The organism is Micavibrio aeruginosavorus ARL-13, from assembly GCF_000226315.1.
Lineage (GTDB): Bacteria > Pseudomonadota > Alphaproteobacteria > Micavibrionales > Micavibrionaceae > Micavibrio > Micavibrio aeruginosavorus_B.
In genome coordinates this window covers 2,295,379-2,312,953 of sequence record NC_016026.1, presented here as the reverse complement: position 1 = coordinate 2,312,953, position 17,575 = coordinate 2,295,379, and the positions used below count along the sequence as shown (strand labels likewise).

The 17,575-nt window shown below is 56.7% G+C and carries 16 protein-coding genes; 8 read left to right on the top strand and 8 right to left on the bottom strand.

The window, feature by feature from the left end:
- Positions 1 to 81 precede the first annotated feature (81 nt).
- A complete protein-coding gene (rplI, locus tag MICA_RS10965; protein WP_014103829.1) occupies positions 82 to 783 on the top strand; it encodes a 50S ribosomal protein L9 in 702 nt (233 codons plus the stop codon).
- Between the two features lie 186 nt (positions 784 to 969).
- The gene (locus MICA_RS10960) at positions 970 to 2,475 is read left to right on the top strand and encodes a replicative DNA helicase (RefSeq protein ID WP_014103828.1); all 1,506 of its coding nucleotides are present in this window, start codon (positions 970 to 972) and stop codon (positions 2,473 to 2,475) included.
- 30 nt (positions 2,476 to 2,505) lie between these two features.
- On the opposite strand, the gene MICA_RS10955 is transcribed toward MICA_RS10960, so the two are convergent.
- Entirely contained in the window at positions 2,506 to 3,276 is a 771-nt protein-coding gene (locus tag MICA_RS10955) for a hypothetical protein (RefSeq protein WP_014103827.1), read from the bottom strand.
- A gap of 60 nt (positions 3,277 to 3,336) precedes the next feature.
- Between MICA_RS10955 and alr the strand changes: the two genes are divergently transcribed.
- From alr to MICA_RS10940, 3 genes are all read left to right on the top strand, one after another.
- Positions 3,337 to 4,461 carry an alanine racemase gene (gene alr / locus MICA_RS10950; RefSeq protein ID WP_014103826.1) on the top strand — a complete coding sequence of 375 codons (1,125 nt, stop codon included), beginning with the start codon at positions 3,337 to 3,339 and terminating at the stop codon, positions 4,459 to 4,461.
- A 166-nt stretch (positions 4,462 to 4,627) separates the two neighbouring features.
- A complete protein-coding gene (locus tag MICA_RS10945) occupies positions 4,628 to 5,401 on the top strand; it encodes an MlaE family ABC transporter permease (protein ID WP_014103825.1) in 774 nt (257 codons plus the stop codon).
- On the top strand, positions 5,398 to 6,177 hold the full coding sequence (locus MICA_RS10940; RefSeq protein ID WP_014103824.1) for an ABC transporter ATP-binding protein: 780 nt from the start codon (positions 5,398 to 5,400) through the stop codon (positions 6,175 to 6,177). The genes MICA_RS10945 and MICA_RS10940 overlap by 4 nt, the downstream gene beginning before the upstream one ends.
- A gap of 6 nt (positions 6,178 to 6,183) precedes the next feature.
- On the opposite strand, the gene MICA_RS10935 is transcribed toward MICA_RS10940, so the two are convergent.
- A complete protein-coding gene (locus MICA_RS10935) occupies positions 6,184 to 6,861 on the bottom strand; it encodes a M15 family metallopeptidase (protein WP_014103823.1) in 678 nt (225 codons plus the stop codon).
- Positions 6,862 to 6,953: 92 nt separating this feature from the next.
- Here MICA_RS10935 and MICA_RS10930 point away from each other — a divergent pair, with 92 nt between their 5' ends.
- The 3 genes from MICA_RS10930 (at position 6,954) to MICA_RS10920 (ending at position 11,309) form a co-directional block, all read left to right on the top strand.
- A complete protein-coding gene (locus tag MICA_RS10930; protein WP_014103822.1) occupies positions 6,954 to 8,057 on the top strand; it encodes a PQQ-dependent sugar dehydrogenase in 1,104 nt (367 codons plus the stop codon).
- A gap of 66 nt (positions 8,058 to 8,123) precedes the next feature.
- The gene (locus MICA_RS10925; RefSeq protein WP_014103821.1) at positions 8,124 to 10,694 is read left to right on the top strand and encodes a penicillin-binding protein 1A; all 2,571 of its coding nucleotides are present in this window, start codon (positions 8,124 to 8,126) and stop codon (positions 10,692 to 10,694) included.
- An 18-nt stretch (positions 10,695 to 10,712) separates the two neighbouring features.
- Positions 10,713 to 11,309: a YqgE/AlgH family protein gene (locus MICA_RS10920; RefSeq protein WP_014103820.1), complete on the top strand. Its 597-nt coding sequence runs from the start codon at positions 10,713 to 10,715 to the stop codon at positions 11,307 to 11,309.
- Between the two features lie 9 nt (positions 11,310 to 11,318).
- Here MICA_RS10920 and MICA_RS10915 read toward each other — a convergent pair whose 3' ends face one another.
- The 6 genes from MICA_RS10915 to MICA_RS12270 all read right to left on the bottom strand — a co-directional run bounded on the left by MICA_RS10915 (position 11,319) and on the right by MICA_RS12270 (position 17,505).
- Entirely contained in the window at positions 11,319 to 12,464 is a 1,146-nt protein-coding gene (locus MICA_RS10915) for a glycine-rich domain-containing protein (protein WP_014103819.1), read from the bottom strand.
- A gap of 239 nt (positions 12,465 to 12,703) precedes the next feature.
- Entirely contained in the window at positions 12,704 to 13,339 is a 636-nt protein-coding gene (locus MICA_RS10910) for a GNAT family N-acetyltransferase (protein ID WP_014103818.1), read from the bottom strand.
- A gap of 21 nt (positions 13,340 to 13,360) precedes the next feature.
- Positions 13,361 to 14,623, bottom strand: a complete 1,263-nt coding sequence (locus MICA_RS10905; protein WP_014103817.1) for a M16 family metallopeptidase — start codon at positions 14,621 to 14,623, stop codon at positions 13,361 to 13,363.
- Positions 14,624 to 14,680: 57 nt separating this feature from the next.
- A complete protein-coding gene (gene thrC / locus MICA_RS10900) occupies positions 14,681 to 16,093 on the bottom strand; it encodes a threonine synthase (protein WP_014103816.1) in 1,413 nt (470 codons plus the stop codon).
- Between the two features lie 287 nt (positions 16,094 to 16,380).
- A complete protein-coding gene (locus tag MICA_RS10895) occupies positions 16,381 to 17,268 on the bottom strand; it encodes a PEP-CTERM/exosortase system-associated acyltransferase (RefSeq protein ID WP_235067773.1) in 888 nt (295 codons plus the stop codon).
- A 96-nt stretch (positions 17,269 to 17,364) separates the two neighbouring features.
- A complete protein-coding gene (locus MICA_RS12270; protein WP_014103813.1) occupies positions 17,365 to 17,505 on the bottom strand; it encodes a hypothetical protein in 141 nt (46 codons plus the stop codon).
- Positions 17,506 to 17,575: the final 70 nt, after the last annotated feature.

Here is a 17,575-nt window from a genome sequence, read left to right as displayed (position 1 = left end):
ACGATCGCGGCGATCGTGAACCCCGTGGCGAACGCGCTCCGCGTTCGTTCCAACAGTAATCGAGTGGAAGGAGTATAGATCATGGCGAACATGGAAGTGATCCTTCTGGAACGCGTTGAAAACCTGGGTGCAATGGGCTCTCTGGTGAAGGTAAGGCCGGGTTATGCCCGCAATTACCTGATCCCGCAGAAAAAAGCTCTGCGCGCGACCCCGGATAACGTGGCCCATTTCGAAGCCCAAAAAGCTGAACTGGAAAAACGCAACGCGGAAAAACGCGCTGACGCCCAGAAAGTGGCAAAATCCCTGGAAGGCAAGACGATCGTTCTGATCCGTCTGGCGTCCGAAGGTGGCCATTTGTACGGTTCCGTCACCACGCGTGACATCGCGGAAGCCATTGCCGACCAATTGAAAGCCACCGTAAGCCGTGGCCAGGTTGTCATGAACACCGCGTTTAAATCCCTGGGTCTGGCCCCGGTCAGCGTTTCCCTGCACCCGGAAGTGAAAGTTGACGTGATGGTCAACGTTGCACGTTCGGAAGAGGAAGCCGCAATCCAGGCCAAAACCGGTAAAGCGAAACTGGCTGCTGAAGCCCGTGCCGCTGAACTGGCAGAAGACGCAGCGGCAAAATCCGCTCTGCTGGATGACGAAGCCCTTGCTGTTGAGCAAGAGCGTTCCGCAGAAGCCGCAGCCAAAGCTGACAAAAAGGCCGCGAAGAAAGCCGCTAAATCCACGAAACATGTGGATGATGCCGTTGAAGCCGCCGACGAAGGCGAAACCGCCTGAGCCTAAAACAACAGGTTCGGCTGTTTCTCCCCAAGGGATATAGCTGATTACGGAAGCCCGCAGGTCCTACCAGCCTGCGGGCTTCTTCTTTGCCGGGGGTTTCCGACCATCCCTTATCCCCGCAATTCACATGGGGGGTGTGATGCGCTTGTGGCGTGTGCGCGGGATTTTGAATAGAGTGCCGCCATGAGCACGACAGCAAACACGAACCTTGCCCGCAAGGATGATATTCCCCTCAACGATCCGATGGTTTCGGCGGAGCGGAATTACCGCACGCTGCCGCATAACCTGGAGGCGGAGCAGGGATTGCTGGGTGCACTGCTGGTCGATAACCGTGTGCTGGAGCGCATCGACTTTCTGAAGCCCGCACATTTTTTCCATCCCGCGCACCAACGCATTTTCGAAGCGATCCAGCGTTTGATTGAGCGCGGTCAGACAGCGTCACCGGTGACGCTGAAAGGGTATTTTGAAACCGACTCTGACCTGTCATCCGTTGGTGGCACGCAATATCTGGCTGATCTGGCCAGCGCGGTGATTACGGTCATCAGCGCGACGGATTATGCGCGCAATCTGTATGATCTGCATTTGCGCCGCGAACTGATCGCGCTGGGCGAGGATGTGGTGAATGATGCGTTTGAACAAACAATCGAACGCGACGCGACCAAGGCGATTGAGATGGCGGAAAACCGCCTGTTCATTCTGGCCGAATCCGGTGATGGCCGGAAAGGGTTTGTGACGCTGAAGGATTCGGTCGCGCGCGCGATTGAAATTGCGGACAAAGCCTATAAGACCGATGGTCACGTCACGGGCGTAACCACGGGGCTGCGCGATCTGGATGAAAAACTGGGGGGTCTGCACAATTCCGACTTGCTGATCCTTGCGGGTCGCCCGTCGATGGGGAAAACCACGCTGGCCACCAACATCGCGTTTAACGCGGCGAACCGTTATGCCCAAACCGGCGGCAAGGAAGGGGCGGTTGTCGGGTTCTTCTCTCTGGAAATGTCATCCGACCAGCTGGCAACGCGTATTCTGGCGGATCAGGCGGAAATTTCCGGTGACTCCATCCGTAAGGGCAAACTGACCGAAAATGATTTCCGTCGCTTTGTCGAGGCATCGCACCGTCTGTCGCAAGTGCCGCTGTATATTGATGACACGCCGGCTTTGTCGATTGGTGCTGTGCGCACGCGCGCGCGCCGTTTGAAACGCCAAAGCGGCCTGGGTTTGATTGTCATTGACTATTTGCAGCTGTTGCAGGGCTCTGGCTCGCGCCAATCCGCTGAAAACCGCGTTTTGGAAGTGTCGGAAATTACCCGGGGTCTGAAGGCGATTGCCAAGGAACTGGATATTCCGGTGATTGCGCTGTCCCAGCTTTCCCGTGCGGTGGAACAGCGTGATGACAAGCGCCCGCAATTGTCCGACCTGCGTGAATCGGGATCGATTGAACAGGACTCGGACGTTGTGATGTTCGTGTACCGCGAAGAATATTATCTGTCCCGGGCCGAACCCGAACCCGGCACCGATAAGCATATCGAATGGCAACAGAGGATGGAGCAGCTCCATAACGTGGCCGAAACCATTATCGCGAAACAGCGTCATGGCCCGATTGGAACGGTGCGGTTGTTCTTCGACGGCAACCTCACCCGCTTTGCCAATCTGGATCATTTCCATGGTCCGACACAGGATTACGAATAAGAAAAACCCCCGCACTGGCGGGGGTTTTTTCTATCGCTCAATCAGAACCTTATAATAATGGTAGGTGCCCGATGCCGGGGTGCCACCCCCTTCGAAACAGCCTTCGTTACGGCCAAAAATTTCTCCTCCTGCGGACGCAATCGCTTCGCCCGTGGTGAAGGTGCCGGAAAATTCGGGGTTGTTGATCCATGCGCTGCCTTGGTCTTGTGGCGGCGGCGTGACGCCGGATGTAATTTCCTTCTTGCGGTTAATTTCCATGCAGACGTCGCGTTGGATGTAGGGAACAATGGCAATCAGCTCCAGATTATCAACGTCGCCGTTACAGGTGGCATCGTTGCCCAGCCCGACACCGGGTACGCATGATCCGCCGGTAAACAACCATCCGCCCCAATGGGGTTGGGATTGCTGGCCCCAATCCAGCCATTCATCGTTCGGGGCGTTGTATGAAATGGCGCCGCCCTTGGGCATATAGACTTTGCAATCATCCACGGCGCAATTCGGATTGGTGTAATTGGCGGATGACAGGAACGGTGTTTCAAAGCTCATCACATCCGGCCCCATACCCTTGCCCACGCGCATGCGCAGGATAGCGGCCTCGATATCGCCGCCATACTGGGCCAGTTGCGATGCGGCCAGTTGAATTTTTTCCTTGTTCGCATCTGTGCCCCCGCCGCGTGTCTGGACGACGGCGAAGCTGAGTGCGGCGAACAACGCGACGGCAATCAGGATCAGAAACAGGACGTTTCCACGTTCATGGAGGCGGGAGGATTTCGCAATTTTATAATTACGCTGATTCATCATAATTTATGGTACCGCAAAACGCCTCTGACCCGAACGGGAAACTATGATAAATTATCGCCCATGATGATGTCTGATCCGTTAACAGGCGGTCGCCTGACCATTGATTTAAATGCAATATCCGCCAATATCCGCCATTTTCAGGATGTGCTCGGCCCGCATTGTGCAGTCGCCGGTGTGGTGAAGGCCGATGCCTATGGGCTGGGGCTGGTGCCTGTGGCGCAAACTTTGCGCGCCTGTGGGGTCAAAACGTTTTTTGTCGCCACGCCGGATGAGGGCGTCACGCTGCGCGGTCTGTTCCCGGGGGCGGAAAATATTGCGGTTCTGGGCGGGCTTTATCCCGGCGCGGCGCAGGATTACCGGGCGCATCGCCTGACCCCGGTGCTGAACGATCTGGGGCAGGTCAGCGCGTGGCGCAGCTTTGCCGCTGGGGCGCCTTGCATTTTGCATATCGATTCGGGAATGAACCGCTTGGGGTTGGATGCCGCCGACCGTGCGGCGATTCTGGATGACCCGACGCGCCTGACAGGGCTGAACCTGCATCTGGTGATGAGCCATTTCGCCTGTGCCGATGAGGCCGATCATCCCATGACGGCGCGGCAATTTACCCTGTTCGATGATGTGGCCCGGCGGGCTTGCCCGGGTGTGCCGCGGTCCATCGCCAATTCATCCGGCGCGATGCGTCTGCAATCCTATCATCTGGATATGGTCCGGCCCGGCATGGCGGCCTATGGCCTGAACCCGACGCCGGAGACGGCCAACCCGATGGCCCCGGTCATTCGGTTGCAGGTGCCGGTGTTGCAGGTCCGCACCGTTCCCGCCGGGGACAGTGTCGGGTATTCTGCCACATGGCGTGCGGAGGCCCCGACGCGGGTGGCCACGGTCGCGCTTGGCTATGCCGATGGGTTCCTGCGCTCGTTCAGCGGTCGCGGTGTGCTTTATGCAAATGGCGTGGCCTGTCCGGTTCTGGGGCGGGTGTCGATGGATCTGGTCACGGTGGATGCGGGTGCTGTGCCGGGCCTGAAGCCTGGCGATATGCTGGATGTGGTTGGTCCGGGGCAAGGCGTGGATGACCTGGCGGCCCAGGCGGGGACCATTGGCTATGAAATCCTGACCAGCCTTGGGGCGCGGTACCGCCGCACCTATGTCCATCCGGGGATTCAGGCGGGCTTAGCGTCCGAAAAATAATGGATTTTTCGGGCATTTGCGGGTAAGAAGACTTCCGTATTCAAAGCAGATGGACAATGTGATTATGACCAGCGAAGCCAAGATCGAGACGCCGGGTATTTCAGGAGGGGGGTCGAGCAAACCCCCGCTGCACAAACAGATCCACGAACATCCCATCACGGAAAAATTGCTGGATGCGTGCGAAACCATCGGCGGGACGATTATGCGCCTGATCCGCGGTGCGGGGCGTTTGTCCCTGTTTGTCGGCCAATCGGTGGCGCATATTTTCCTGCCGCCCTATTTTCCGCGTCTGGTTTTGCGCCAGCTGATCGACATTGGCTATTACTCTCTGCCTGTCGTCGGTATGACGGCGTTGTTTACGGGCATGGTGCTGGCGCTGCAATCCTATACCGGCTTCACCCGCTTTAACGCCGAAGGGGCGATTGCCGGCGTCGTCGTTTTGTCGATGACGCGCGAACTGGCCCCGGTGCTGGCCGGTCTGATGGTGGCGGGCCGCGTGGGCGCGGCGATTGCCGCCGAAATTGGTACGATGCGCGTCACCGAACAGATTGATGCGCTGACCACCTTGTCCGTCAATCCATTCAAATATCTGATCGCGCCGCGCGTACTAGCCGGTACGTTGATGTTGCCGTGCCTGGTTCTGCTGGGGGATATTGTCGGCGTGTTCGGCGGCTATATCGTCAGCATTTATAATCTGGGCTTTAATCCGGGTCGGTATTTGTCGCAAACATGGGATGTCGTCGAAAATATCGACGTGATTTCCGGTTTGATCAAGGCGGCTGTGTTCGGTCTGATCGTGGCGGTGATGGGGTGCTATCACGGTTACAATTCCGGACGTGGGGCCCAGGGTGTTGGCGCGGCCACCACGAATGCGGTTGTGTCGGCGTCTATCCTGATCCTGATTTTCAACTATCTCCTGACGCAGGTGTTTTTCTCATGACCGGAACGACGAAGCTGCATCTGTCGAATGTCTATAAATCCTTTGGCTCCAAACGCGTTTTGCAGGGCGTGGATCTGAACGTTCAGACGGGCCGGTCGATGGTGATTATCGGCGGGTCGGGGACGGGCAAATCCGTCATGCTGAAATGCGTGCTGGGCATTATCCGTCCGGATTCCGGGTCCATTCTGATTGATGGCCGCGAATCTGTGGGGTTGGATTCCGCAGGGCGTGATGAGGTCATGCGCAAATTCGGCATGTTGTTTCAGGGCGCGGCGCTTTTCGACTCGCTCAAGGTCTGGGAAAATGTGGCCTTCGGCCTGATCCATGGCCGTGGCATGGACCGCCACAAGGCGTATGAGATTGCCGTTGAAAAACTAATCGCCGTGGGCCTTGATGAAGCCACCGGCCATCTGGTTCCGGCGGAATTGTCGGGCGGGATGCAAAAACGTGTCGGCCTGGCCCGTGCCATTGCAACATCCCCGGAAATCATTTTCTTTGATGAGCCGACCACGGGTCTGGACCCGATCATGGCCGATGTCATCAATAACCTGATCGTGAAATCGGTGAAGGAACTGGGTGCCACTGCCTTGTCCATCACGCATGATATGGCCAGCGTCCGCAAAATCGCCGACGATGTCGCCATGATTCACGAAGGCCGCATCATCTGGACCGGTCCGGTGGAGCAACTGGACAATTCCGGCAACCCGTATGTGGACCAGTTCATCCACGGCCGGGCCGAAGGGCCGATTCAAAGCGGTATCGGCAAGGCGGCGTAACGTCTTTTAAGTTGCCACCATCTTCATATCATCCGGCAAGTCGCGGTCGTGAATGGGGGCGTAGGCGTCGGTGTAGGTTTTCGGGAATCTGAAATCCCACCATTCGGCGGGCAGGGGCAACATCGGTTTGTTGTGACGCGCCGCCGCCATCATCATGCACTCTTCCAGAAATTTGCGGTTATCCAGAACATGCGCGGGCAAATTGGTGTTGGCGCGGGCAGCCGGATTATCGGCGGGGTTGGTGGTCAAATGGTCGAACACCGTGCCCATGTCGATTAAAACACCATTATCATCGCACGGCGTAATATCCACCGCCATGGCGCGCGGATGCCCGCCCATGCCGGGCGGGGACAGCAGGCGTGGTTCGACCAGCCATTGCGGGTTGGCCTTCACGATGGCGGTGTCCTGCATCATCGCTTGCGCCTCAACCGGGCGCAGGCCGTCCTTCAAAATGAAAATCCATTCGCGCTGGGCATAGGCGATTTTGGCGGCATCGGCGACAATCGCGGCAAAATCGCGGTGCAGCCAGAATCGCGCCGTTTCGCGGTACAGCGCCCGGCCAAAAATATTTTCCGGATGGTTGATTTGCGCATAGACCAGATCCACCCGCAACGGCAGGCCGTCACGGGCCGCCCATGCGCCCATGTCGATCAAATCGGTTGCGGGAATATGTTGTGGTTCCATGTGTGCCATCCTTGCGGGTTGATCCTGCCGCAAAGATGGTCACAATGGAAGTGTCGTTTTAACCGCCCTATATTATTCCCATGATTGGTCTTATGCGCATTTTATTGATCTCATTGATGGCCCTGATCCTTTGCCCTGGTATCGTGCATGCGGATGATGATCCGTTTACCGTTGAAACGGTGGCGGATGATTTCGACCATCCCTGGTCTTTGGCGTTTTTGCCAGATGGCGATTTTCTGATTACCGAGCGAGGGGGAACATTGTGGCGTGTGGCCCGTGATGGCCAAACCCGCACCGAGATTAAAGGCGTTCCGCGCGTTGTGGCACGCGGGCAGGCGGGGTTGTTTGATATCGCACTGGACCCCGAATTTACCAAGAATAATCGCGTCTATATCGCGTATGCCGGGCAGGGCAAGGGTGGGTTTGGCACAGAGGTTGCGCGGGCGCGCCTGTCCTTGACTGATGCGATGCTGGTGGAAACAAAAATCCTGTTCCGCGCTGCGCCGAAATCGGGATCAGAGCAGCATTTCGGCGGGAAATTATTATTCTTGCCGGATAACACATTGTTGCTGTCATTGGGTGAACGCTATGACATGCGTGAGGCCCAGAACAAGGGCAATCACCTTGGTGCGATCATCCGGATTGACCGCGATGGAAACGTGCCGGACGACAATCCGTTTGTGAAACAGGATTACGCCAGACCGGAAATCTATTCCTATGGTCATCGCAACGTGCAGGGCTTGGCCCTGCAGCCGGGCACAGGCGTGATTTTTGAGCATGAACACGGGCCGCGTGGCGGGGATGAGGTGAATATCATCAAGCCGGGCCGCAATTACGGTTGGCCGGAAATCACCTACGGCATTGATTATACCGGGTTTAAAATTACCGATCGCACGGCCGCGCCGGGCATGGAACAGCCGTTGATGCACTGGACGCCCTCCATCGCGCCCAGTGGCATGGCGTTTTATGACGGGGACTTGTTCCCGGCATGGCGGGGCCATTTGCTGGTTGGTGCGCTGGCTGGGGAATCCCTGCGCGTGCTGGCGGTGGATGGTGAGCGAATCGGGCGGCAGGATACCTATCTGAAAGATCTTGGTGAGCGAATCCGCGATGTGCGGGTCGGGCCGGATGGTGCCGTTTACCTGCTGACCGATTCGTCGGATGGGCGGTTATTGCGGCTGGTGCCAAACCCGTAATCCTTTTGCGATAAACACGCCCTTTGTGGCCTTTATCCTGCCCGATTCCTGTGCGATAAAAGAGGCATGAAATGGCTCTATTATTCGATTCTGGCGTTGTTCTCCCTTGGCATGCTCGGCTTGATCGCCGGGGTGGCTGTTGTCGTCGTGGTGATCAGCACCTACAGCCGGGATTTGCCCGATTACAGCGCATTGAAAGACTATAATCCGCCGGTGACCACGCGCATTTATGCGGGTGATGGGCGGCTGATGGAGGAGTATGCCGCTGAAAAGCGCATTTTCGTTCCGATTGATTCCATGCCCGACCTGGTCAAAAACGCCTTCATCGCGGCGGAAGACCAGAATTTTTACACGCACCAGGGTGTAGACCCGATTGCGATTGCGCGTGCCGTTGTGACCAACTTCAAGAACGGGGGGCGGCCACAGGGGGCATCAACCATCACGCAACAGGTCGCAAAAAACTTTCTGCTGACCAACGAGGTGAGTTACGAGCGTAAAATCCGCGAAGCCATTTTGGCTTTCCGCATGGAAAAGGCGATGAGCAAGGATCGCCTGCTGGAGCTTTATCTCAACGAAATTTTCTTGGGCCAGCGGTCTTACGGTGTGGCGGCTGCGGCGCTCAACTATTTCAACAAATCTTTGTCTGAGTTGAGCATTGAAGAGGCCGCGTATCTGGCTGCCTTGCCGAAGGGGCCGAACAACTACAGCCCGACGCGCCATTACGATGCAGCGATTGAACGCCGCAACTGGGTGATTGATCGCATGGTCGTCAATGGATATGTGGACGAAGCCCAGGCCGATATTGCCAAGGCCAAGCCGCTGACCGTGGTTGAACGCGGGGCCGGTGACATCGTGCGTGCTCCATATTTTGCTGAAGAAGTCCGGCGTGAGCTGGAAGCCCGCTATGGCAAGGATGCGTTGTATGAAGGGGGCTTGGCTGTGCGGACGTCGGTGAACCCGACATTGCAGGCGATTGCTGAAAAATCATTGCGCGACGGATTGATGGCGTTTGACCGCCGCCGCGGCTGGCGCGGACCGGTGTTGCATCTGGATTCGATTGATAACTGGGCCGACCGTTTGGCGATTGTGCCACGTCCAGAGGGCATGTTGCGCCACTGGGATCTGGCGATTGTGACCGAGGCATCGACGGATGCGGTGAAAATTGGCCTGGCCTCAGGCACGCGCGGTGCCCTGAACGCAGACGATGTCAAATGGACGTCATCCAAACCGCTGATCGTGGGTGATGTGGTGATGGTTGAAACCGTCACGGACAAAAACGAAGAGGGGAAAGAGAAAAAAACCATCCACCTGCGTCAGGTGCCGAAAGTGAATGGCGCGTTGATTGCCATGGACCCGCATACGGGCCGTGTGCTGGCGATGCAGGGTGGATGGCATTTTGACAACAGCTCCTTCAACCGCGCGACACAGGCGCAACGCCAGCCGGGTTCGGCGTTCAAGCCGTTTATCTATCTGGCCGCGTTGGATAGTGGTTTTACACCGTCCACGCTGGTTCTGGATGCGCCGCTGGTGATTGATCAGGGGCCGGGTCTGCCGAAATGGCGTCCGACCAACTATTCCAACGAATATTACGGCCCAACCCCGATTCGTGTCGGTGTTGAAAAATCCCGAAACCTGATGACGGTGCGTCTGGCCGATTATATCGGCATGGACAAGGTTGCGACCTACGCCGAAAAATTCGGTATTTTTGACAAGATGAAAACCAACCTGGCCAATTCGCTGGGGGCGCAGGAAACAACTGTGCTGGATATGACCGCGGCCTATGCCATGCTGGTGAATGGCGGGAAAAAAATTACCCCAACTTTTATCGACCGAATTCAGGATCGCCGCGGTAAAACGATTTACAGCGATGACACGCGCCAATGCGGCGGGTGCGGGCCGCTGATCGAATGGGCGGTGCAGGATGCGCCCGTGGTTCCCGATACCCGCGAACAAATCAACGACCCGCGCACGGCATACCAGATGGTGTCCATTCTGGAAGGTGTCGTGCAACGCGGGACGGCGGCGAAAATCCGCGCGCTGGATATTCCGCTGGCCGGCAAAACCGGCACGACTAACGATTCCAAAGATGCATGGTTTGTTGGGTTCTCGCCCGACTTGGCCGTGGGTGTGTATATCGGTTACGACGAACCGAAATCACTGGGCGCCCGGGAAACGGGTGCATCGGCGGCCGTGCCGGTCTTTAAAGACTTTATGGAGGGCGCGTTGAAGGACCAACCCGCCACCCCGTTCCGTATTCCGCCCGGCATCCGCCAAGTTTTGATCAACGCCGAAACCGGCGCGCGCGCCCGTCCCGGCGACAAGAAAACCATTTGGGAAGCGTTCCTGGCCGGAACGGAACCGACCGATAAAATTTATATTCTGGACGGCAATGGCATTTCCGTGATGTCCAGCTTCCAGCGCGATCTGCCTTATGAGGGCACGGCGGCGGATCAGCCGTGGCAAAGTGACAGCGATCTTCTTTCCCCCTATACCCAGCCGATGCCTGATGGCAGCGTGCCGGGCGTTGTGGTGGATGAACAACAATTTTATCCTACCCAGCCCTATGGCCCACAGCCGGAAACCAGTGGCGGATCACGTCCGCAATCGGTGACGACGGGAACGGGTGGTTTGTATTAAGGCGAATGGAATAAACACATGACGGATTCTTCGGACGTATCCATGACGGATACATTTCTGGTCGGTAAATTGTTGCTGGCGATGCCCAATATGGGCGATTCCCGCTTTCAAAAAGCGGTGATTTTCATGTGCGCGCATGATGACAAGGGTTCCATGGGTCTGGTCATCAACAACCCGCTGCCGGGTGTGGAGTTTTCCGAATTGGTTGCCCAGCTCAACGTCGCCAATGATGATGTGGATGAAGATATTCTCTACAGCCTGCAAGTGTTGAGCGGCGGTCCGGTGGAATCCGGGCGCGGGTTCGTTCTGCACTCCGCCGATTTCGCGCAGAAGGATACCGTGCGTGTGAAAAGCGATATTCATGTCACCGGTACGCTGGATGCCCTGCGCGAAATTGTTCAGGGGCGCGGGCCGGAACAAATGCTGTTCGTGCTGGGATATGCCGGGTGGTCGCCGGGCCAATTGGAACAGGAAATTCAGGATAATGCCTGGCTGATCACCGATGCTTCCGCCGATTTGGTGTTCGGTGTTGATGCCGCGCGCAAATGGGAAAACGCGATTCAGCGCATGGGTGTCAACCCGGCGATGTTGTCGGGTGCTGCGGGACGCGCTTAGAGGGCGTGCCTACGGCGCGTCGCCCGGAATAATCACGATTTTGCCTGCCCCTGCTGTTCCGCCCTGAACGCCGTTGCCCGGTCCGCCATTCGCGGCCAAGCCGCCACCCGCGCCACCATTGCCGCCCAAAATGACAGTTCCACCACTGATGCTGTATCCGCCGCCGCCGCCGCCATGCTGGTTGCTGCATGCGCCGCCATTGGTGGATGATCCGCACGATCCGCCGTCATCGCCCCGTCCGCCCGCGCCACCCCATGTGGAGTTCGCCCCGTTATTTTCTGATCCGCCGCCGCCCGCGCCGCCATAGGTTGCGGCGGTGCCATTGGCCCGCCGGTTGCCGCCACGCCCACCGTTATACGGTGATGTAATGCCGCCATTCCCGCCTGTATCCAAATTGGGGCTGATTCCCCCGCCGCCGACAAAGACGCTGAAGTTCGCGCCGGGTGTGACGGTCACGGTGGCTGTCGCATAACCGCCGCCACCACCGCGGGAATTGCTGTAATTTTTACCCTCGGTTCCGCCACCGCCACCGCCGCCGCCGGCCACGGCCAGGAGTGTGATATCACTGACGCGAACAACGGCACTGGCCCCGCCACCACCGCCCGCGCCGCGCGATACGTTGTTCAGTGCGCCGCCACCACCCGCGCCATAGGCGTGGATGGTGATTTGTTCGCAATTATAAGGAACGGAGTAGGTTGCCGATCCCGGCGTCGTGTATTCAATCGGCGTTGAATCGCAGGGCGGGGTTTGGCCAATCTTGATCCACTGGTCGCCTTCGCAATATTGCAGGGCGCTATGGGTGGTGTTGTAGACAAGATCCCCGGCGGTGCCCACCGGGCCCGTGCATCCCGCACCACCATCACCCGGCGCGCCGGCGGCATACCATGCCGTGCCGTCGCAATATTGCAAAACATGGCTGGTTGAATTGTACATGATCTGGCCTTGCACGCCGGCTGGCGCGGTGCATGTGGGGGTGACCATGTTTCCCTTGGGGAAGCCAATCCACACATAATTGTCGCAATAAGCGGGCGTGTTTGTTGTGCTGTTCCACACAATATCGCCCCCGATGCCAGCGGGGTTTGCGCAGGCGGCGAGCGCGGTTTCAGCGAAAGCGAAACAGCCACAGGCCAGAATCAATAAAAATTGTGGGCGCATTGGATCAGTATAAATAGTTTTTTAAACCGCAATCGCGGTTTAAAGGTTTGATGGGTTTTTGAAAGATCCCGTCATCGTTGTATGAGGATGCGGGTATAACTACGCCCGAGAATACAATAGAGGCGTGAGTCTGATCCTGATTCTCATCGCCGTGGCGAGCGCGGATCGTTTTTCGAGCCAATCCGCATTCTGTTGCTTATTGTATGCAGAAATGGGGCGATGCGTAAAGCCCGTTTTAATCAAGCTGGAATATTCAATGTTGATCCGGGCAGTGTGGTTTTCCAGGTTTCGATGCTCAGGCCGAACAGGATGTGGTCCTGCCATTCACCGTTGATTTGCAGATAGCGTTTTGCATATCCCTCTTCTTCAAACCCAAGTCGGGTCAGCAGGGATTTGCTGCGGCCATTATGCGGCACGCATCCGGCGTTAATTCTGTGCAGCTTTAAAGGGCCAAACGCATGGCCAAGGGCCAGCATCGCGGCCTCGGTCATATATCCCTGACCTTGGGATTGTTCATCCAGCCAATATCCCATCGACGCATATTGTGCGGCCCCGCGCACAATATTGTTCAGATTGATGGCCCCGATCAGTTGCAGATTATCCAGCCGAATGATCAGAAATGGGCACGCATGCCCGGTGCGAATATCGCGTTGCTGCCGGCCTAAGCGTCTATTAAAAGCGGCTGAGGTCAGCGCATCATCCGGCCATTTGGGTTCATACGGCTGAAGATAGGACCGGTTGCGCGTACGCGCCGCAATCCACTGGTCCATGTCACGCCGCTCGGGCGTGCGGATAACAACACGTTCACCACTCAGTGATAAAGAAATGGATCGTGCAGAAGGGGCCGCGGGGCGCAGTAAATTGGCAATGTTCATGCGGCCCCCCTTCGTTAATCCTTAAGCGCGCAGGCGGGCGCGTAAAGATTCATAGGATTCCAGTTGCTGGAGCGGTCCAAGCGCCGCCACGGTCGGAACCGTTGCAAAAATTCGCTGGGACAAGCGCAAAATATCATCGCCCGTCACAGCATCGATCTTGTGCAGCAATTCAGCGACATCCAGTTTCTTGTCGAAATAGATCAGGTGTTTGGCCTGTTGCCCGGCACGGGTCATCATGGATTCGCGCGCCATCAGCAATCCGGATTTCATCTGGGTTTTGGCCCGTTTCAATTCGGCGTCGCTGACCACGTCATTGGCAATTTTTTTCAATTCATCGCAGACGACCGGGATCAATTCACCCAGACGTTCCGGGCCGGTGCCTGCATACACGGCAAACTGGCCATCATCGGCGTAGGAGCTGTGGAAGCTGAACACGGAATACACCAATCCGCGTTTTTCGCGCACTTCCTGGAACAGCCGTGATGACATGCCGCCGCCCAGAATGGTGGACAGGGCCACGGCGGCGTAATAATCCTCGTCATGGCGGGAAATGCCCTGGAACCCCATAACGATATGGCTTTGTTCCAGATCCTTCTCCGCGCGGCTTTGTCCGCCTGTATAATTGGCGGGCTTGGTTGTGATGTTTTGGTCCTTGGGCAGGGCGTTGAAACGCTCCATTGCCATTTTGACCAAGGCGTCATGCGTAATATTGCCCGCGGCGGACAGCACCAGATTTTTCGGCGTGTAGCAGCGATTGACGTAGCCCTGCAACGTATCGCGCTGCATGTTTGCAATAATATCGTTGCGGCCCAGAATGGGCGCGCCGAGCGCCTGATCGGGGTAGGCCGTTTCCTGATACAGATCGAACACCAGATCGTCGGGCGTGTCGTTGCTCATCCCGATTTCCTGCAGGATGACATCGCGTTCGCGCTCAACCTCATCATCCGGCATGGTGGTGTGTTGCAGAATGTCGGACAGAATATCCATCGCCAGCGGCGTATGATCCTTTAACAGATGAACGTGATATGCGGTGATGTCGCGGCTGGTGTACGCATTGACATTGCCGCCGACATCCTCGATCGCTTCGGCGATTTGGGCGGCGGTGCGGGTTTTGGTGCCCTTGAACATCATATGTTCGACCATGTGAGCGACGCCGTTATGGACCATATCTTCGTGGCGTGTGCCAACGGCGGCCCAAACGCCGATCGCCACGGAATCCATGGACGGAATTGAATCGGTAACAACCCGGAGACCCCCGGGCAGGGTTGTGATTTCAATGCTCATAACGTTTAGAGATAGATCAATCCTGGGGTTGCGGCAAGGGTCAGCGCGAATAAGGGGTTAGCGGCGAATCGCTTTGGCTTCGTTACGGATATAGCCCTGCACCTTACCCAAATCGTTGGGCAGGACGATGTAATGTTCTGCCTTGCCCAGCAGGCCATCCAGAACAGCGGGCATGGGCGGGCGGATGCCAATGGCTTTTTCCACGGCATCGGGGAATTTGGCCGGGTGGGCACAGGCCAGCGCTACGACCGGAACGGACGGATCATCCCGCTTCGTCATCGCACCATACAGGCCAACAGCCGTGTGCGGGTCGATCATGATGCCCGATTGCAAATAACATTCGCGCATGGTTTGTAACGTGGTTTCATCATCACAGCGTTGCGCGGTGAATTCGCGCTTGGCCTTCTGCATCGAATCCGGGTTCATAATAAAGGCCTTCTGCACCTTGAACGCATGCATCAGTTTCTTGAGGCCATCATAATCCCGGCCCATTAAGTCGCACAGGTAGCGTTCAAAGTTACTGGAAATCTGAATATCCATGCTGGGGGACAGGGTTGGCATGACCCGTTCCATCCGCATGTCACCCGTTTCAAAGAACCGGGTCAGGATATCGTTCTTGTTCGTGGCCACGATCAATTGATCGATGGGCAAGCCGATGCGGCGCGCGCACCATCCGGCATAGACATTGCCGAAATTGCCCGTGGGCACGGCGAAGGATACCGGGCGATGGGGCGCGCCCAACGCCAGCGCGGCGGTCGCGTAATACACGATCTGCGCCATAATACGGGCCCAGTTGATGGAGTTGATGGCGGACAAATTTAAATCCCCGCGCATTTTCGCATCGCCCAGCATGGTTTTCACCAATGTCTGGCAATCATCAAATGTGCCCTCTACGGCAATGTTAAATACATTCGGTGCCTCCACTGTCGTCATTTGACGGCGTTGGATTTCCGATGTGCGTCCCTTGGGGTGCAGGATGAAGATGTCGATATTCTTGCAATTGCGGCAGGCTTCAATCGCCGCCGATCCGGTATCGCCCGATGTGGCGCCGACGATGGTCAGGCGCTGGCCTTTCTGTTCCAATAAATAATCGAACAGCCGGCCAATAAATTGCAGGGCGTAATCCTTGAATGACAATGTCGGGCCGTGGAACAATTCCATGATCCATGCGGATGGCCCAACCTGAACCAGCGGGGCCACGCAGGCATGGTCAAACGACCCACCTTCATACGTGTCCTGCAGAATTTTGAACAGAACGTCCGGCGGCACGGCCTTGCCGATAAACGGCGTCATGATTTCCATGGCCACGTTGGTATAGGGCGTGCCCGCCAGATGTGAGAGCAGGTCGCGGTCAATCTCCGGCCACATGTCGGGGATATACAGCCCCGAATCGGGCGCCAGCCCGGCCAGCATGACATCGGTAAAGGATTGCGGTGTGCCCGGACCCCGGGTGGAAACATAACGAATCATAGGGGTATTTGAGCATAAAAAGCTTATTGATTCATTAGGGAAATGAAGGGGATGGGGCCACAGATGGGGGCGCAACCCCCACCCACCGGATACCGACGAAAGTCGGTATCCGGTGGGTGAATCGTCTGGATTCCGGCTTTCGCCGGAATGACGAAATAAAAATCCATGTTAGTCCGTGGTTTCCAAAAAAGAAAAACCGCCCGGTCACAAGGACCGATGGCGGCGAAGTTAGGGTCAAAGTTTAGGCAAAAATCTAAGGAATGGACGGCCATCCGCGCGTGGGTTTTTTACACGCGGGGCGGCGGTGTGGTCAGCCGTTCAAAAATCATATCCATGCATTGCTGGTCGAAAATCTGGTCCTGCCACTGGTTTTGATCCAGCTCGTTTGCCTTGATATGCAGGCGGCCCCGGTCGGACACGATTTCCCAGCAGGGCGGGTTTTGCAGGATCATATTGTCCAGCGCATGTTTGATGTTGAAGATGATCGGCTGCTGTTGCCCGCCAATATCCAGACGCGGGCCCAGAACGCGGTAGGACAGGCCGATGCGTTGCAGGGCATAGAGCTGGTCCGGGTCCATCACGCAGACGCAATCGGTCAGGCCGTTATCCAACGCCCCTTCAAACGCGGCGCGCAGAAGGCCCAGCGGCGCGAACGGGATAACCCGACGGATAAACACCGTTGTGCCATCGGCGTTCATGCGCACGGCCTGGTCCTGTTCGTTATAGCTGGGCAACACGCGGCCATCGCCCGGACGGCGGCGGAAATCCCGCGTCATGCACAGGCGGGACACTTCGCAAAAGCGATGGACCCGGTCCGGCATGTGTAACAAGGGGTGGTCGCAAACGAATTGCAGCGGAAAACTGCTCAACGGCCGATCTGTGCGCGGCATGACCACACGCACCGTGCCCACCGGTTCGTCCGTCATTTTGTGATAGAGCAGATAGTGCAGTGAATTATCGTCGAACGCGTCTTTCTCCATCGCGCTGGTCGATGCACCGCTTGTTTGTTCCATATCGTTATCGACACAATAAATTTCATATCGAAGTCGGAACACAATTTCCTTCAAGGCATTGGTATCAGCCTGAATAATGCGAAACGCTTTCTGGTACGCAGGATAGAAAGATTTGGATCGCACACTGTCCAGACATGTGGCCAGAAAATCCTGGGTCGACATGGTGGAAACCTCCAAATAAAACTGTTTCGGTTTAAAATTTAATTTCACAAATAGTCCCAGCTTTATACTACGCGCTTTGGCTTACGATTTTTTTAATTAAATCAACGTGTTGTCGTAAATTTGATGGGGATTTGAATAAAAGGCGATCTGTCGCAAATTGCACAGCGCCGCATGGGGCGGTGCGATGGGCGAAACCATTTGAAAATAAACCGGAAAACAAGAAAGGCGGTCACTCATCTGGACCGCCTTCCTGGCATGGAACCCGGGCCGTATTGGCTCTTGCGGGTTCCTGTCTTTATAAACATCA

Excerpts from the sequence above, each read along its gene's own strand:
- MICA_RS10910 (WP_014103818.1), bottom strand. The coding sequence starts at position 13,339 with ATGAACATTGCCAATTTACTGCGCCCCGCGGCCCCTTCTGCACGATCC.
- MICA_RS10940 (WP_014103824.1), top strand. The coding sequence starts at position 5,398 with ATGACCGGAACGACGAAGCTGCATCTGTCGAATGTCTATAAATCCTTT.
- rplI (WP_014103829.1), top strand. The coding sequence starts at position 82 with ATGGCGAACATGGAAGTGATCCTTCTGGAACGCGTTGAAAACCTGGGT.
- MICA_RS10960 (WP_014103828.1), top strand. The coding sequence starts at position 970 with ATGAGCACGACAGCAAACACGAACCTTGCCCGCAAGGATGATATTCCC.
- MICA_RS10925 (WP_014103821.1), top strand. The coding sequence starts at position 8,124 with ATGAAATGGCTCTATTATTCGATTCTGGCGTTGTTCTCCCTTGGCATG.
- MICA_RS10895 (WP_235067773.1), bottom strand. The coding sequence starts at position 17,268 with ATGTCGACCCAGGATTTTCTGGCCACATGTCTGGACAGTGTGCGATCC.
- MICA_RS10905 (WP_014103817.1), bottom strand. The coding sequence starts at position 14,623 with ATGAGCATTGAAATCACAACCCTGCCCGGGGGTCTCCGGGTTGTTACC.
- MICA_RS12270 (WP_014103813.1), bottom strand. The coding sequence starts at position 17,505 with ATGAGTGACCGCCTTTCTTGTTTTCCGGTTTATTTTCAAATGGTTTCG.
- MICA_RS10930 (WP_014103822.1), top strand. The coding sequence starts at position 6,954 with ATGCGCATTTTATTGATCTCATTGATGGCCCTGATCCTTTGCCCTGGT.
- MICA_RS10935 (WP_014103823.1), bottom strand. The coding sequence starts at position 6,861 with ATGGAACCACAACATATTCCCGCAACCGATTTGATCGACATGGGCGCA.
- thrC (WP_014103816.1), bottom strand. The coding sequence starts at position 16,093 with ATGATTCGTTATGTTTCCACCCGGGGTCCGGGCACACCGCAATCCTTT.
- alr (WP_014103826.1), top strand. The coding sequence starts at position 3,337 with ATGATGATGTCTGATCCGTTAACAGGCGGTCGCCTGACCATTGATTTA.
- MICA_RS10920 (WP_014103820.1), top strand. The coding sequence starts at position 10,713 with ATGACGGATTCTTCGGACGTATCCATGACGGATACATTTCTGGTCGGT.
- MICA_RS10915 (WP_014103819.1), bottom strand. The coding sequence starts at position 12,464 with ATGCGCCCACAATTTTTATTGATTCTGGCCTGTGGCTGTTTCGCTTTC.
- MICA_RS10955 (WP_014103827.1), bottom strand. The coding sequence starts at position 3,276 with ATGATGAATCAGCGTAATTATAAAATTGCGAAATCCTCCCGCCTCCAT.